The following is a 17,161-nucleotide window of genomic DNA, read 5'->3' as shown; positions in this document are numbered from 1 at the left end:
CCATGAAATCCATTGCGGGACGCACACACTAATGAAGCCAATCTGGATAGTTGACGACGACGAATCAATCCGCTGGGTGCTGGAAAAAGCCCTGGCGCGGGAAAATCTCGCCACCAAGAGTTTTGCCAATGCGCGCGACGCCATCGCCGCACTGGAATTTGACACGCCGCAAGTGCTCGTGTCCGATATCCGCATGCCGGGCGCGTCCGGCCTGGAATTGCTGCAGACGGTCAAGTCGCGCTTTCCCGGCTTGCCGGTCATTATCATCACGGCCTTTTCCGACCTCGATTCGGCCGTCGCAGCCTTCCAGGGCGGCGCCTTTGAATACCTGGCCAAGCCTTTCGACATCGACAAGGCTGTCGAGCTGATCCGCCGCGCGCTGGAAGAGAGCCTGCGCGAAACGAGCGTTGAATCGGGCCCGTCGGAAACGCCGGAAATCCTCGGCCAGGCGCCGGCCATGCAGGAAGTCTTCCGCGCCATCGGCCGTTTGTCGCAGTCGAACGTGACGGTGCTCATCACGGGCGAATCCGGTTCCGGCAAGGAGCTCGTGGCGCGCGCGCTGCACAAGCACAGCCCGCGCGCAGCACAGCCTTTCATCGCGCTGAACACGGCGGCGATCCCGAAGGATTTGCTCGAATCCGAACTGTTCGGCCATGAACGCGGTGCCTTTACGGGCGCGCAGACGACGCGCCGGGGCCGCTTCGAGCAAGCCGAGAACGGCACTTTGTTCCTCGATGAAATCGGCGACATGCCGTTCGACTTGCAGACGCGCTTGCTGCGCGTGCTGTCCGACGGCCATTTCTATCGCGTCGGCGGCCATCAGCCCATGAAGGCGAACGTGCGCGTCATTACGGCCACGCACCAGAACCTCGAGCAGCGCGTGCGTGACGGCCTGTTCCGCGAAGACTTGTATCACCGCCTGAACGTGATCCGCCTGCGCCTGCCCAGTTTGCGGGAGCGGCGCGAGGATATCCCCATCCTGGTGCGCCACTTCCTGGTGCAAAGCGCGCGTCAGCTGGGCGTGGAAGCCAAACGCATGAGCGAACCGACGATGCAGTTCCTCAGCAGCCTCGATTTGCCCGGCAACGTACGCCAGCTGGAAAACCTGTGCAACTGGATCACCGTCATGGCGCCGGGTCAGACGGTGGAAATCAAGGACTTGCCGCTGGAATTGACGCAGGGGCAGGGCGATGGCGCGGCCACTGCGGCGGCGGGCGAGGCTGTGCCGGCGGCCGTTGCCCAGCCGCACGGCGGCCAGGTATTCGAAGCGGCCGCGCCCGCCAACGGCGCGCCGCCAGGATGGATCGGTTTGCTGGAATTGCAGGCGGCCGGCATGCTGGGCGCGGGGCAGCAGGAAGTCATGGCCGTGCTGGGACGCCAGTTCGAATCGGCCCTGATCAAGACGGCGCTCAAGCATACGCACGGGCGCAAGAATGACGCCGCCGTGCGCCTGGGCATCGGCCGCAACACCATCACCCGCAAGATCTCCGAGCTGGGCATCGACGGCGCCAAGGACGATTGATTGTCGTCCGGACGGGGCCCCGCCCCGTCCGCTTCCCCTCCTGGCGTTCCTCGCACGCCACAACACCCACAACAAGTGCAGTCGATAAGGTAAGCTGACGCCTGCCGGACTGTTTCGTCCGGTGTTAACTTGAACTGTGGAATAGCATGCTCATAAACTGCGTGGCCTACCAGGATGGCAAAAAACTGGCCGACTTGCCGATCGACGATATCAGCGATTACGTCGAACGCCCCGATTGCTTCGTCTGGGTGGCCCTGCTCGACGCCACGCCGGACGAACTGAAACAGATGCAGCACGAGTTTTGTCTGCACGAACTGGCGGTGGAGGACGCGCAGCGGGGCCACCAGCGGCCGAAGATCGAGGAGTATGGCGATTCCCTGTTTGCCGTCGTGAAAACCGTGGAAATGGTCGAGAACGAACTGGTGCTGGGCGAAGTCGATATTTTTGTCGGCGCCAACTACGTGCTCTCTTCGCGCAGCAACAGCTCGCAAGGTTTCCTTGGTGTCCGCGCGCGTGCCGAGCGCGAACCGCATCTGCTGCGCCAGGGCTCGGCCTTCGTGCTGTACGCGCTGATGGACGCCGTTGTCGACCGTTACTTTCCCGTGCTCGACGCGCTCGAATCGGAGCTGGAACTGATCGAGGACCGCATCTTCGACCGTGGCACCGAACGCGACAATATCGAACGGCTGTATCAATTGAAACGCAAGGTCATGGTCTTGCGCCACGTGGTGGCGCCCCTGATGGAAGCGGTGGGCAAGCTGCACGGCGGGCGGGTGCCGCCGCTGTGCCACGATACCCAGGAGTATTTCCGCGACGTGCACGACCATCTGGCGCGCATCAACGGCACGCTCGACACCATCCGCGATACGATCAGCACGGCGATCCAGGTGAATCTGTCGATGGTCGCCATCGATGAGAGCGAAGTGAACAAGCAATTGGCGGCCTGGGCCGCGATCTTCGCCGTGTTTACGGCGTTTGCCGGCATCTGGGGCATGAACTTCAAGTTCATGCCGGAACTGGACTGGCATTATGGCTATCCGGCCGCCGTGGCAGTGATGAGCTGTGTCTGCGGTTATATGTATTACTTGTTCAAGCGTTCCGGCTGGCTATAAAAAATTCCTGTGTATCTGTATTATTAAACAATAGCCAGGGGTACAATCGCGGCAAGTCCGTTGACCCGGGCCTTTGCTGAGGATCGCCGCGCCGGCAGCTTTGCCTGCGCTTTCCGTGCTGCGCAGGAGCATTCATGAGTATTCCGTTGTTTGATGTGAATTCGCAAGAACCCCTGTTCGATCCCGAGCAGCGGCGCACCCTGGCGGAGGCGGCCCTGCGCTCGATCACCGCCTCGACGGCGCACGCCCGTGGCGACGACTTTCTGCGCATCCTCGTCAAGGACCTGGCCGAAGCGCTTGACGTGCACTATGTGATCGCCGGGCGCCTGGTGCGCCTGGACGATGGCAGCGAAGGCATCCGCACCCTGGCCCTGTGGGGCGGCGACGGCTACCAGCCGAATATCGAATACAGCCTGCAGCACACGCCTTGCCAGGACGTGACCTGCCAGAGCATGTGTTTTCACGGCAGCGATATCCAGCGCCGCTTTCCATTCGATAGCCTCCTGGTCGACATGCAGGCGGAAAGCTATGTCGGCATGCCGCTGATCGATACCGATGGCAAGACCCTGGGCATCCTGTCGGCCATCGACACGCGTCCCATCGATGAAAACAAGCGCTTGCTGGCCTTGCTGCTGCTGTCGATCTTCTCGGCCCGCGGCGCGGCCGAGCTGCAGCACCAGGAGCGCACCCAGCAGCTGGAAGAAATCGTGCGCGTGCGCACCGAGTCCCTGCTGGCGGCGCAGGCCAACCTGATCGAGCAGGAGCAGATGGCGGCCCTCGGCTCGCTCGTTGCCGGTGTCTCACATGAGGTCAACACGCCCATCGGCGTGGCGCTGACGGCGGCGTCGAGCATGGGCAGCTATGCCGACCAGCTGGTGCAGGTGCTGGGCGGCGCCAAGGTCAGCCGCGCCGAACTGATCGACATCGCCGAATCCTTGAAAGGCGCGGCCGCCCTGATCGAGCGCAACCTGGCGCGCGCCGCCGACCTGATCGGCAATTTCAAGCAGCTGGCCGTGGACCAGGTCAGCGAATATGTGGCCGACCTGGCGTTGCACGATTATGTACACGGCCTGGTGTCGGCGCACAGCCCGGAACTGCGCAAGGCGGCGCTGGGCGTGGAACTCGATATCGCGCCCGATTGCCAGGTGCGCCTGGCGGCCGGCAAGCTGTCGCAAATCCTCTCGAACCTGCTGATGAACAGCGCCCGCCATGGCTATCCGCAGGGTGGCCCGGGCCGCATCACGATCCGCGCGCGCATCGAGGCGGACGGCGATGACGCGGATGCGCGCTGGCTGCTGCTGGACTTTTCCGACGACGGCATCGGCCTGGCGCCCGCCGTGCGCGAACACATGTTTGAACCGTTTTTCACCACCAAGCGCGGGCAGGGCGGCTCCGGCCTGGGCATGCACATCGTCTACACCATCGTGCAGCAACTGGGCGGCCAGGTGTGCGCCATCGACTGCACTCCCGGCTGTCATATACAAATCAGGCTGCCGCTTGCCTCCCGGCAGGCGTAAAAAAACCTCACTGACATAGTGCAGCGACGCTGATTTCTGGTGCATACCGTACACCATCATTGTGCAAAACAGTATTACTGAATTGTAAATTGTTGTTTTTCATTCCTGCGCTCAGTGCATCGTTGACACCCTCCAATTCCCCGTGTTTTGATGGTTCATTAAGGTTCAGTCTGCCAACGGCAACTGGGCCTTTGACCGGTAGTGGCATGGCGGCTAAGCATCATCATTCATCAAGTTCGGACGGCCCTTTGGCGCAGGCCCGGGTGCGGTTTTTATAACGATAAAGAATGTTAATGCGCGGATAGCCGCCCTGTACGGAGCGCCGCATCGGCAGTTCGGTGGCGCCGAGTTCACATGATAAAAATGCAATAAAAACATATATCAAGGGGAGTTTGCAATGATGATGGAAACAGTCTTGTCTCGTTCTTTGCGTTTGATGTTTACGGGTAGCGCCGTCGTCGCTGGCCTGACCATGCTGGCCCAGCCAGCCATGGCACAACAGAACGATGCACCCATGCAGCGTGTCGAAGTCACCGGCTCCGCCATCAAACGGATCGATGGTGAAACCTCAGTGCCGATCACCATCATGAAAATGGATGATCTCAAAAAGCAGGGCATTACCACCATCGAGCAGGTCATGTCGAACCTGAGCGCCTCGCAGGCATCGCAGGGCACCAGCCAGGTCGTTGGCTTGGGCACCGGCGGCGCCTCGTTCGCCGACTTGCGCGGTATTGGCGCGAACAAGACCCTCGTCTTGCTGAACGGCCGCCGCATGGCCAACAATGCGCTCGACGCCTCGGCGCCCGACTTGAACATGATCCCGTTTGCCGCGCTCGAACGCGTTGAAGTATTGCGCGATGGCGCGTCGTCGCTGTACGGCAGCGATGCCGTCGGTGGCGTGATTAACTTCATCACGCGCAAGGACTTCCAGGGCGGCATCGTCAGCATCGGTGCCGATATGCCGGAACAATCGGGTGGCTTCTCCAAGAATGCCAATGTCGGTTTCGGCTATGGCGACCTGGATAAGGATGGCTTCAATATTTTCGGTATGCTCGATACCCAGAGCCAGCGTGCCATTACCGGTACCCAGCGCAATTACAACAAGCGCTATCCAGGCGGCATTTCGCCGACCACCAGCCCCGCCAATTACTATCAGGACGACCAGACGGGCAATCCGACGGCGCCTAGCTGCGCCGCGGGTACCTTCCTGGTACCGAGCGGCGATGGCACCAGCTGCAATATGTCGACCTCGAACTTCGTGGACTATGTGCCAAAAAGCAAACGCACGACCGGCTTGCTCAAGGGCGTCCTGAAGCTGAACGCAAATCATGAGATGAGCCTGGAATACCTGAACAGCGAAAGCAAGGTCTACAGCGCTATCGCCCCGGTGCCGTATGGTGGCTTGCGCCAGAACCGCACGCGCCTTGATGGTTCGCCGAATCCGTACTACCCGGGCAATGGCAATTTCACGCCGAACATTCCGCTCGACGCCGCTTACGTCGATCCCAACTTCATGCCTGCCGGCGTCAATCCTGGCTTCGTGAACGTCAAATGGCGCGATTTGCCAAACGGTTCGCGCGCTGATGAAAATATCAACAAGCAACAGCGCTTCGTCGCTGGCTTGAACGGCAACCTCGCCGGCTGGGATTACAACGCTGCGCTGACCTTCAATGAAAACAAGGTCGCTGTGAATCTGATGGGCTACAGCGATGGCGGCATCATCACGAAGGGTGTCTTGAACGGCATCATCAACCCGTACGGCGACCAGGATGCGGCCGGCATGGCCTTGATCGAAAGTGCCGCATTGAACGGCAATGTCCGCAATGCCAAGGGTACGACCAAGGTCGCCGACTTCAATGCAAGCCGCGAGCTGGGCGACTGGCTGGGCGCTGGCCGCGCTGCCGCTCTGGCCGTGGGTGCGCAGGTGGGACATGAGAAATTCCTCAGCACCGCCAATTCGGAATATGCCGCCAAGGTCGTTGCCAGTACCGGTATCGATCCGGAAACGCATGACGAAGGTTCGCGCACGACGCAAGCCGTGTACGCCGAGTTGAACGTGCCTATCCTCAAGACCTTGGACGTGACCGCCGCCGTGCGTTATGACCGTTACAGCGATTTCGGCAATACGACCAACCCGAAAGTGGCATTCCGCTTTCAGCCGACGAAAGAAGTGCTGTTCCGCGGTTCGTACTCGACTGGTTTCCGCGCGCCATCGCTGTACGAGATCAATTCCTCGCAAACGTACACCAATACCAGCCAGCGTGATGACCCTATCAATTGCCCGGGCGGTACGGCATTGCCTGGCAAGCCCAAGGCAACGAATTGCCAACAGCAATTCCAGGCCTTGTTTGGCGGTAATAAAAAGCTGTCGCCTGAAGAGTCGCGCAACATTACTTTGGGCGTCGTCTTCGAACCGATCGCCAACCTGAGCATCGGCATCGATTACTGGGACATCAAGCTCGACCATTCGATCGGCAGCCTGGCGGAAGACGACGTGTTTGGAGATCCGGTTACCTACGCGGCCGTGTACCACCGCACGGCGAACGGCAACCTGGCCACCGACGGTTCGCAATGCCCGAATCCGGCCACTTGCGGCTATGTCGACCTGCGTACCCAGAACCTGGGTGGCGTGAAGACCCGCGGCCTGGACTTGAGCGTCAACTACCGCTTGCGCACGAGTGACTTTGGCACGTTCGCCCTGGTCACCAACAGCACGTACGTCAACAAGTACGAGTATCAAAGTGCCGAAGGCGGTAAGTGGAAGCAGAACGTCGGCGTCTTCTCCGGCGCCGGTCCGATCTTCCGCTGGCAGCATACGGCCAGCGTGAACTGGAACAGCGGTATCTTCAGTGCCGGCATGTCGGGTCATTACAAGTCTGGCTACCTGGACCAGGATGAAGAGCACAAAGTGGCGTCCTACACCACCTTTGACGCTTTCGGAACGGTTGCAGCCACCAAGAACGTGACCCTGACCGTCGGCGTGCGCAATCTGTTCGATCGAGAGCCGCCACTGAGCTATCAAACCACGACCTTCCAGGCTGGCTATGATCCACGCTATGCCGACGCCATCGGCCGTACCGTGTATCTGCGCGGCAGCTATACGTTCTAAGCTTGTTGCAGGCTGAAAGCTGAAACGCCCGGGTTCACCCGGGCGTTTTTTTGCGCTGGCCGTGCAGCACGGCCGTCGTGGCTTATTTTCCGCGCGCCGCCATCGACAGGGCCACCGCCTCGGCCACCTTGATGCCGTCGACGGCCGCCGACAGGATGCCGCCCGCATAGCCGGCGCCTTCGCCTGCGGGGAACAGTCCCCGTGTATTCAGGCTTTGCAAGTCATCGTCGCGGCGCTTGATGCGGATCGGCGACGAGGTGCGCGTTTCCACGCCCGTCAGCACGGCGTCGGCCTTGTAGTAACCCTTGATCTGCTTGTTGAACGCCGGGAAGGCTTCGCGCAGGGCCGTGATCGCGTATTCAGGCAAGGACGGCGCCAGGTCCGTCAGGTGCACGGCCGGCTTGTAGGAGGGCACCACGCTGCCAAATTCCGTCGAGGCGCGGCCGGCCACGAAGTCGCCGACCAATTGTCCTGGCGCATCGTAGTTGCCGCCACCGAGGGCAAACGCGCGCTCTTCCAGCTCGCGCTGCAGGGCGATGCCGGCCAGCGGGTCGCCCGGGTAGTCGGCGGGCGTGATGCCGACGACGATGGCGCTGTTGGCGTTGCGTTCGTTGCGCGAATACTGGCTCATGCCGTTCGTCACCAGGCGGCCCGGTTCCGAGGCGGCCGCCACCACCGTGCCGCCCGGGCACATGCAGAAGCTGTAGACGGAGCGGCCATTGCTGGCGTGATGCACGAGCTTGTAGTCGGCCGCGCCCAGGATAGGGTGGCCGGCGCTGGGGCCGAAGCGGCAGCTGTCGATCAGCGATTGCGGGTGTTCCACGCGGAAGCCGATCGAGAACGGTTTCGCTTCGATGTACACGCCGCGGCGGTGCAGCATCTCGAAGGTGTCGCGCGCGCTGTGGCCGATGGCCAGCACGACATGGTTGCTGGCGATGGTTTCGCCGTTGTCCAGCACCACGCCGCGCACCTGCCCGCCATCGCTGCCTGGCACGATGTCGAGATCGACCACTTTGCTGCTGAAGCGGTATTCGCCGCCCAGCTGCTCGATATTCGCGCGCATTTCTTCCACCATCTTGACCAGGCGGAAGGTGCCGATGTGCGGTTTGCTCACATACATGATTTCTTCGGGTGCGCCGGCCTTGACGAATTCCGTCAGCACCTTGCGGCCGTAGTGCTTGGGATCCTTGATCTGGCTATACAGCTTGCCGTCCGAGAAAGTACCGGCGCCGCCTTCGCCGAACTGCACGTTCGACTCGGGGTTCAGTTCGCGCTTGCGCCAGAAGCCGAAGGTGTCGACCGTGCGCTCGCGCACCTGCTTGCCCCGTTCCAGGATGAGGGGGCGCAAGCCCATCTGCGCCAGGATCAGCGCCACGAACAGGCCGCACGGACCCGTGCCGATGACGATGGGACGCGCTTCATTGGTGTGGCCGGCCAGCTGTTCGCCGCCGGCGACGAATTTATAGTCGGTGTCGGGCGCGGGCATCAGGTGGATATCGTGGCCCAGGCGCGCCAGCACGGCCGCTTCATTCTTGACGTCCACGTGCAGCGAGTAAATCAACACCACGGCACTGCGCTTGCGCGCGTCATAGCTGCGCTTGAAGACGGTAAAGCCGAGCAGCTCATCGGCGGCAATGCCGAGGCGGGCCAGGATGGCGGCCGGCAGGGCGGCATCGTCGTGTTCGAGGGGGAGTTTTACTTCGTTGAGTCGCAACATGGTGTGTATTTTCAAAAATTGCCGGGCTCCGTATCTAGCGGAGAGTGTGTGGTGCCGCGTGAGGGCATCAGGGCGCTATTTTACCCGCATGTCCAGCTGCGGGCCATCTGCAGGCTATCGGCGAGGGAGAGGGGGCGCTGCGGGAAAGAGGCGTTGAAAAGAAAAAATCCGGCGGCCAATGCATGGCCGCCGGATTTTTTTGCTAACTAGCTGTTATTTCTTGCCTGGCGATTAGAACGTGTAGCGGCCGCCCAGCGTGAAGTAACGGCCCACTGCGCCCGCTTGGTGCAGCGATGGGTTGTAGTTGATGCGACCGTAGGTTTGCACGTCCAGTGGTGCCATCTTGTCGAACAGGTTCGTGATCGACGCGGTGAGTTCCCATTGTTTCGTGACGCTCCACTTGGCAAACAGATCCGTGGTGGTGAACGAAGCGATACGGCAGTTTTTGTACGGCACGTCGTTGGCATCGACGTCCAGGCAATCGCCGTTGACATCGTTCTTGTTGCTGATGCTGCTGACGTAGTTCATGTTGGCCGTGACGTTGACCGGACCTTGATCCCAGCCCAGGGTCAGGCGGACTTTGGTCTTCGGCGTACCGCCGTTACCGGACAGGTTGACGTCACCGTGGGTGCCGGCAAATTCCAGTACCGTGCCATCGGCATTGGTACGGGTGAACTCTTTCATGTACGTGACCGTTACGCCCGAGTTGAAGCGGCCGTATTCGCCGGCGTTGTACTTGCCGCGCAGATCCAGGTCGATACCCGAGGTCTTGGTCTTGCCTGCATTCAGGTAAGGTGCTTTGACCATCAGGATAGGACCAGCCAGGCCTGGGAAGTTGCTCGTAGGTTCGCCACGAACGATTTCCGCATCTGGGTAGCCAGCTGGATTGGCGACCACTGCGCCAGGATCGGAGCCGTTGATTTCGCCATCGCGGACGATTTTCCACCAGTCGATCGACAGGCTGATGTTCTTGATCGGCTCAAGCACCATGCCCAGGCTGTAGCTCTTCGACGTTTCCGGCTTGATGTTCTTGTTGCCGATGGTGATCGCGCCAACTTGTTGCGACGAGCAATCGATAGGCAATTTCGTCACGGCGCAACGCACTGGATCGCTGGCGATACTGGTGAACGCTGCCACGGCGCTGTTGCCGTTTTCCGCGGCGCTAGGCGCGCGGAAACCTTCCGCATACGTACCGCGGAAAGCCACGGCCGATGCTGGCGTGAATTTGAAGCCGACTTTTGGCGTGGTCGAGCGGCCATAGTCCGAATAATCATCGCTGCGCAGCGCGAATTGCAGTTCCAGCTCTTTCATGACTGGCGCGGCGAGCTCGGCGTACAGAGCCTTGACGTTACGCGAACCTTGCGAAGCGGAATAACCCAGGCCAACGATATCGTTGATGTCGGTGTATGGCGTCGACTGGCTGTTCGTTTCTTCCTTGCGGTACTCGGCGCCCAGAGCGAGGCCCATCATGCCGCCTGGCAATTGGAACAGTTCGCGCGAAGCCTTGAAGTCCAGCGAGGTGCTCTTCGTCGTGCCCGAGTTGCTCAGCGTAGGCGATACCAGTGCCAGTACTTCAGGGCTGTTGATGACACCCTTGCCGATGCGGAAGGTGCCGTTGTTCAGCGCCGTGCGCAGGGCGCTGGAACGGTAGTAGCCCGTTTGCGTACGGTCGGTTTTGCTTTCTGCGTACATCAGGCCGGTATCGTAATCCCAGTTGGCGTACGTACCCTTGACGCCGGCCAGGACACGGGTGACGGTCGTTTCGAGGTTCGACACGCGTGGACGCGATTCATCGACCCAGCGCGGACGGGCAGCGACGCCCAGGATGTTGTCCGGGTGGTTTGCCGGCATCAGCAGCTGATCCGGGCCGGTGCTGGTGTTGTTGACGCGGGCGTTGACCAGGTCAAAGCCGGCGCCGGTCAGGCCGGACGGGGTGGTGTAGGTGTCGGCCTTCGACTTGAAGATGCCCACTTCCGTGTAGCCTTGCGCATTCGCGCCCAGCGCCAGGGTGCCGCGCATGAACAGGTTGACGTTTTCGGTCTTTGGCTGGATGGTCGCGAACTGGATCGGATCCCACAGGCAGCCGCCGCGCGAGTTGTCGTTCGAATTGCCGCCCGCCGGATCGAGGTTGATCGGGTCGCACGAACCAGGCAAGTTGGTCACGTTGCCGGCAGGAGCGCCAGCGGCGTTGACTGGACGCAGGGTGCCCAGGAAGGAGCTGCCGCCGCCGTTACCGGCAGTGGTAAAGCCAGCGCGCTGGTCGCGGCCGCCCCATGGGCGCGCATCGGCCTGGCCGATCCACTTGTCGCGGCTGGTTTGCTTGATTTCGCCCGATTTTTTCGCATCGATGGTGGCAAAGACGTTGAATTTGTCGGTGTCCATGTCGCCGAAGCCGATGGCGCCGGAGATGCTGGTGACGGTGCCGTCGCCATGGCCGCTCTGGCCGACGTTGGCGGAAATGGTCTTGCCGACATAGTTCTGGCGCAAGATGATGTTGACCACGCCGGCGATCGCGTCGGAACCATAAATGGCGGAAGCGCCGTCTTTCAGGATATCGATGCGGTCCACGGCGTCGAGAGGAATCGAGTTCAAGTCGACGAAGCTGCGCTGGCCGTCATCGCCGAAGCCGTATGGCGCCGTGCGGCGGCCATTGATCAGCACGAGGGTCGAGCTGACGCTCAAACCGCGCAGCGAAACGCCCGAGGCGCTACCGGCGAAACCGTTGGTGAAGGAGCCGCTGATACTGCCGTTGTTGTCGGCGGAAATGCTGCGCACGACGTCGGCGATCGATGCCTTACCGGTTTGCTCGATATCCTTGCGGGTCAGCGTTTGAATGACCGAAATGGTTTCGGCTTCCGCGCGCTTGATGCTCGAACCGGTCACTTCGACCTTCTGAATGTTTTCGCCAGTGGTTTGTGCGTTGGCCATGTGCATGCCGAACGCAATGCTGCCGATAAACATCAAACGTATAGAACGCGATAATCCTGTTTCCACCATCATTGCAAAACTCCTCACTTATGAATATGCGGCTTGATATTGCCTTGTATTGGCAACGCCGGCCGTATATGTATCTATTATTTTATCGATCGTCTCATGGACGGTGTCTTTGAAACGTTTGAGTATTCAAAAATTTCAAGACGTTAATGAAACCATCGCAGCTACTTGGCTGTCAATTTTTATAGTGGAAATGCATATGAAAAAACAACACCAGGCACAGTTTGGTATATCCATTTTGCTGCAGTGCAGCGTCGTGGATGGCCTGCAGGCCGCATGCTTGCAGGCTCGCCGGGCAGGTGCAGATGTATGGTATGGCGGCAAAAGCGTTGTTTTTTTGTACTAAGTCGGAGAACGATAGACGCAAGCGCCATCATGGTGCAATATTAGGTTTCTGCATCAAAGGAGTGCAACGCCGTACCATATTGGTGCTTGATCACCGATTGCTTGGGCGTTTTATTTATTTCCATATTTGAAAAGATAATAGCGGGTCCGCCATTTCATGAATGCGCGGATTATTTTTGTTTGTTTTATTGTATTGTTCGCGATGTTTTCACAATAAAAACAATGCAGTGATATTCCGCATTGCGACGCGACTGGTATTATCGGCGCCGAATTGCGGCGCACGGTAATTCGCCGTGCAATGACAGAGTATTGTGGCGCTGCGCCGCCCCCATGGACAGGCCGATGGCGCCGGCGGCCAGGGCCGTTTCTTCAGCCTGGGTGGCGTGCGCGTTCTATATGGCAAGGCGGACCTGGCGGCAGCAACGCTGTTCCGTTCAACGAAAGGGCAGGATGACTTTTCAGTCATCCTGCTTTTTTTTTGCCCTTATTTCTCCATCGGCTATCTCAACAGCATGCCGGGCAATCTACCTGTCCAGTGTCCGGCAAGGTGGCTGGAAAGCGGCGCGCCTTGCTTCCTGTATCTTCCTGCACCCGCATGCGGCGGGCAGCCGATTTAACAATTCAAGCTGCGTGCATTGATATTTGACGGGAAACTTGGTGAGTGCAGTATTTCATTCCGATAGTTCCCATGTTATCCGACAAAAATATTGTTTTATGTCAATGTATTTATATTTTTGCAATTTTGTTTGAGCAGTGTGAATGTGCAAGACGCTGCGCGGAAAGAGCGTTTTTCAGTATGTTTTCATTGGAGAAATGGCCGTAGTCGACAGGCCTCGAAACGGCTGGAATGACCTTGTTGCAGCGGGCCTGTGTTGTCCGCTCGAAGCGCAACAAATAGCTGAAAAAATGGAAATATTGCCAAATTCCAATGTGAAAAAACAACAGAAAAAAAATATTTGACTGTTTTTTATTCAATCCATTAAGGATTAGGCAATGTTAATTGACAATATTTTTTCCGTTACAGATACTGACTTGTGTCAAAAATTTTGATACAAAAAAGTGCCACATGAGCCACTGTGATCCAGTTGCCTGGTATTCATTAAAATTACAAATTGAGATTGCTAAACATGATGCTGAGTAAACCAAAATTAAGCCCTATCAGTAAGGCGGTGTTTTTTGCTTTGAGCGCCATTGCTGCCTCCGCCCATGCACAAAGCACGGGAGATGCCGCGGAGCCGGTCATGCAACGTGTTGAAGTGACTGGTTCGAACATCAAGCGCCTGGATACCGAGACTGCCTCGCCGGTGACCGTATTGCGCCGTGATGAAATCAAGGCGACTGGCGCCAATACCGTGCGCCAGATTCTCGATACGCTGACCTCGTTCGACACGGGTGCGATCAAGGATGACGGCAACTCCACCAGCTTTGCGCGCGGTGCGTCCGGCGCATCGATGCGTGGCCTGGGCACCGGCGCCACCCTGGTACTGGTGAATGGCCGCCGCGTGTCCAATTATCCGTTCGCCAACGGCGCCAAAGATACCTTTGTCAACCTCGATTCCATTCCGGCCGACGTGATCGACCGCGTCGAGGTGCTCAAGGACGGCGCTTCCGCGATCTACGGTTCCGATGCGCTGGCTGGCGTAATCAACATCATCACCCGCAAGAGCTTCCAGGGCGTCAGCACCAGCGCCAACTATCAGCAGGGCATCGACCCTAACATTGGCAAGCAAACGACGGTTGGTCTGTTGGCTGGTTACGGCGATCTGGAAAAAGACCGCTACAACGTGTTCTTCAACGTCGAAGGTTACAAGCGTGAAGGCTACAAGCTCAGCAAGGTGCTGCGCGAGTATCCCGCCTGGCACAAAAAACATGTATCTACCGCTTTCGGCGATCCCAGCCTGACTTCGTTCCCGGGCAACTTGAACGAAAGCGGCCGCAAGGTGCGCCAAGCTGTGAAAGGATGTAGCACTTTCAATGCTGCCGGCCTGTGCGTAAGCGACTTGAACGGCATTAACCCGTCGTCGGATGGCGCTGAACGCGTCAATCTGTACAGCGCCTTGCACTTCAAGCTCAGCGACACCACGCGCGGTTTCGCGGAAGTGTCGTATTCGGAAACCCGCACCAATTACTCGCCGCTGCCATTCGGCATGGCCGCCGGTTCGCCATGGACCTGGTTCGACGGTAATTTGAAGAAATCGCAAACCGTGCAGAAACCTAAATTGCCGGCCAATTCCGCCTACAATCCGTATAACTTCCCGGTTGGCCTCGACTATCGTTTCATGGATTCCAACATGGATTGGACTTCGCCGGCCAAAGCGACGCAGTACCGTGTCATGGCCGGCCTGGAAGGCACGATCGGCGCCTATGACTGGGAAGCCACCATCGGGCGTACGGGGGGCGAGGGTACCTTGCGCAGCCGTGGCGCCCACCGTGACCGCCTGCCTGCCGCGATTGTCAGCGGCGAGTACAAGTTAGGTGGTGGCAATAGCGATGAGTTGTTGAACCGCATGTTCCCAGTCGCAGGCACCGATTCCCACCTGTCGACCAACTTCATCGATGCCAAGCTGTCTGGCGACCTGATGCCTCTGCCTGGCGGTCAATTGGCGTTTGCTTTTGGCGCCGAGTTGCGTCAAGAAAAGATGTACATCAAGTCGGTCGACGCCGTGATGAATGCCGAGATCATCAATACAGGTTCCCTGTGGATCGATGGCCAGCGCAATCTGAGCGCCGCATTTCTGGAGCTGAACGCGCCCGTATTGAAAGGCCTGGAGTTGAACGGCGCGCTGCGTCTGGACAAGGCGCCAGGTTTTTCGGCCCACGTGTCGCCTAAATTTGCTGCGCGCTGGACGGTAACGCCGAAGCTGATGTTGCGCGGTACGATAGCCGGTGGATTCCGTGCTCCGAATATCCCGGAATCGCTGGGTAAAGTGGGCGTGACAGGTTTCTACAACAGCCAGCTCGATCCAAAACGTTGCGCAACCGCAACTGCAATCCGCGATATCCTGAAAAAAGGCACTGCCAGCGACGTTTCCGATTCGTCTACGGCCTACAACTCGGGTTGCCTGACTTCGATTCCGGTCATGATTTCGTCGAGCTCGACCTTGAAACCGGAAACCTCGCGCAGTCTGACATTGGGCTTCGTGGCGGAACCGATCAAGAACGTCAGCGTCGCTGTCGACTACTTCAAGATCGAACGCCGGGACGAGATCGCCACGCGCGACGTACCGTATGTGCTGGCCCGTGAAGATGTGCCTGGCTATGCTGAGAAACTGGCGCGCAATCCGATCAGCGACACCGATCGCCGTCTGGCCGCGCGTGCCAACGAACTGTCGCCAGGCGCGAACATCGCCTGGGGTACTGGTACCATTCAATCGCTGTTCCTGGGCTATGAAAACTTCGGCAAGACCGAGACGCAGGGCGTGGATATCGATGTGAACGGCCGCTTTTCGGCTGGCGAGTATGGTACCGTGACGATGGGTCTGGCGACCACGGTCAACCTGAAGCTGCGTTACTGGGACATCGACGCCAACCAGTACCGTCCAAACACCGTCGGCTTGCGTGGCACCCCGCGTGTCGTGTCGGTATTTAGCACGGCATGGCGCAAAGGTCCGGTCACGGCTGGCGTGCGCGTCAACTACACGTCGGGAACGGCATTGAACAACGACGAGACGGATCAGGATACCTGGAATGAAGCCGGTTGCCGCGCTGCATTGAAAGGCGATAACCTGCCATGCCGCGTGGGTAGCGATGTGCGCACCGATCTGAACTTCGCATACACGGGCTTCAAAAACCTGCGTTTGCTGGCGAATATCAACAACGTCTTCGATGAACAGCGCCCAATCAACGTGCGTGACGGCTACACGCTGCGTCCACGCACCCTGAAAGTGGGTGCCGAGTACACGTTCTAATTAGACAGGCTGGACAGCGCCGGTACGGGCTGTCCGTAGCATGTTGCATCACTGGCGCAGTGCGGGAAACCGCGCTGCGCTTTTTTTATGCCATTTACATGCCGCCCCACAAGGCGCCCAAGGTGGCCAGCGCCGTCAGGCCCGCCGTTTCCGTGCGCAGGATGCGCGGCCCCATGGACAGGCCGATGGCGCCGGCGGCCAGGGCCGCCTTTTCTTCCGCCTCCGAAAATCCCCCTTCCGGCCCCACCATCACGGTGATGGCCTGCGGCGGCTGGTGACGCGCCCAGTCGGCCAGCGACTGTTGCGCGCGCGGCGTCAGGATGATGCGTTTATGTAAATCTTGCTGTCCGCTCCAGCTATTGAAATCTTGCAGCGGGGCCAACTGGGCCAGGCGGTTGCGCCCGCATTGTTCCGAGGCGGACACGATAATGCCTTGCCAATGCGCAAGTTTCTTCTCGGCCCGCTCGGCGGACAGGCGCACGACGCAGCGCTGCGCCGACAGCGGCACGATGCCGGCCGCGCCCAGTTCGATGACTTTTTCGATGATCCAGTCCATTTTGGATGCTTCCGGCAATGCCTGCGCCAGGGTCACGGCATACGGCAGCTCCGCCTCGCGCGCCACATGCGCCTGCACCTCGGCCGTCACGCTGCGCTTGGCGACCGCCACCAGACTCGCCTGCACTTCGCCGCCTTCGCCATTAAACAGGGTGATGACGTCGCCCGGCACCAGGCGCACGACCTGGATATGGTGGGCGACAGCCTCCGGCAGGGAGACGGTGGCGCCGGCGATGAGCGGCTGGGGGCAATAAAAACGCGGCATGCAAATCCTCAACGGGGGGTAAGTGGGGTGGAAAGACGTCAAAGTATAGCCATTTGGCGGGCCAGTACGCCGCAATTCTAATTTGCGGCCCCCCAGTCTGGTAAAATAGTTGACTAC

11 protein-coding genes are annotated in these 17,161 nt (G+C 59.4%); 8 read left to right on the top strand and 3 right to left on the bottom strand.

The genetic code is table 11. The annotated features are described in order from the left end of the window. Window positions 1–31 precede the first annotated feature (31 nt). From ntrC to VM94_RS22710, 4 genes are all read left to right on the top strand, one after another. Entirely contained in the window at window positions 32–1,522 is a 1,491-nt protein-coding gene (ntrC, locus tag VM94_RS22725) for a nitrogen regulation protein NR(I) (RefSeq protein ID WP_046685422.1), read from the top strand. A 146-nt stretch (window positions 1,523–1,668) separates the two neighbouring features. Further along, window positions 1,669–2,634 (top strand): magnesium/cobalt transporter CorA, encoded by a 966-nt coding sequence (gene corA, locus VM94_RS22720; RefSeq protein ID WP_034760218.1) that lies wholly within the window; start codon window positions 1,669–1,671, stop codon window positions 2,632–2,634. 134 nt (window positions 2,635–2,768) lie between these two features. Beyond that, window positions 2,769–4,151 (top strand): GAF domain-containing sensor histidine kinase, encoded by a 1,383-nt coding sequence (locus tag VM94_RS22715; protein WP_046685421.1) that lies wholly within the window; start codon window positions 2,769–2,771, stop codon window positions 4,149–4,151. A 415-nt stretch (window positions 4,152–4,566) separates the two neighbouring features. After that, on the top strand, window positions 4,567–7,260 hold the full coding sequence (locus VM94_RS22710) for a TonB-dependent receptor (protein WP_160309318.1): 2,694 nt from the start codon (window positions 4,567–4,569) through the stop codon (window positions 7,258–7,260). Between the two features lie 82 nt (window positions 7,261–7,342). Here VM94_RS22710 and VM94_RS22705 read toward each other — a convergent pair whose 3' ends face one another. Beyond that, complete coding sequence (locus VM94_RS22705) at window positions 7,343–8,977, bottom strand: NAD(P)/FAD-dependent oxidoreductase (RefSeq protein ID WP_046685419.1); 1,635 nt, start codon at window positions 8,975–8,977, stop codon at window positions 7,343–7,345. Window positions 8,978–9,208: 231 nt separating this feature from the next. Then, on the bottom strand, window positions 9,209–11,905 hold the full coding sequence (locus VM94_RS22700; RefSeq protein ID WP_235432989.1) for a TonB-dependent receptor: 2,697 nt from the start codon (window positions 11,903–11,905) through the stop codon (window positions 9,209–9,211). A gap of 178 nt (window positions 11,906–12,083) precedes the next feature. Here VM94_RS22700 and VM94_RS28375 point away from each other — a divergent pair, with 178 nt between their 5' ends. The 4 genes from VM94_RS28375 (at window position 12,084) to VM94_RS22690 (ending at window position 16,224) form a co-directional block, all read left to right on the top strand. Next, window positions 12,084–12,317 carry a hypothetical protein gene (locus tag VM94_RS28375; RefSeq protein WP_138828917.1) on the top strand — a complete coding sequence of 78 codons (234 nt, stop codon included), beginning with the start codon at window positions 12,084–12,086 and terminating at the stop codon, window positions 12,315–12,317. A gap of 310 nt (window positions 12,318–12,627) precedes the next feature. Beyond that, the gene (locus VM94_RS28370; RefSeq protein WP_138828916.1) at window positions 12,628–12,933 is read left to right on the top strand and encodes a hypothetical protein; all 306 of its coding nucleotides are present in this window, start codon (window positions 12,628–12,630) and stop codon (window positions 12,931–12,933) included. A 142-nt stretch (window positions 12,934–13,075) separates the two neighbouring features. Next, entirely contained in the window at window positions 13,076–13,276 is a 201-nt protein-coding gene (locus tag VM94_RS28365; RefSeq protein ID WP_138828915.1) for a hypothetical protein, read from the top strand. A 167-nt stretch (window positions 13,277–13,443) separates the two neighbouring features. Continuing rightward, on the top strand, window positions 13,444–16,224 hold the full coding sequence (locus VM94_RS22690) for a TonB-dependent receptor (protein ID WP_082127858.1): 2,781 nt from the start codon (window positions 13,444–13,446) through the stop codon (window positions 16,222–16,224). Between the two features lie 94 nt (window positions 16,225–16,318). On the opposite strand, the gene VM94_RS22685 is transcribed toward VM94_RS22690, so the two are convergent. Further along, window positions 16,319–17,044, bottom strand: a complete 726-nt coding sequence (locus tag VM94_RS22685; RefSeq protein ID WP_046685415.1) for a 16S rRNA (uracil(1498)-N(3))-methyltransferase — start codon at window positions 17,042–17,044, stop codon at window positions 16,319–16,321. Window positions 17,045–17,161 lie beyond the last annotated feature (117 nt).

It is taken from the genome of Janthinobacterium sp. KBS0711, assembly GCF_000988085.1.
Taxonomy (GTDB): domain Bacteria; phylum Pseudomonadota; class Gammaproteobacteria; order Burkholderiales; family Burkholderiaceae_D; genus Janthinobacterium; species Janthinobacterium lividum_E.
Note: the sequence above shows the minus strand (reverse complement) of the source record. Positions and strands in the feature narration are given on the sequence as shown.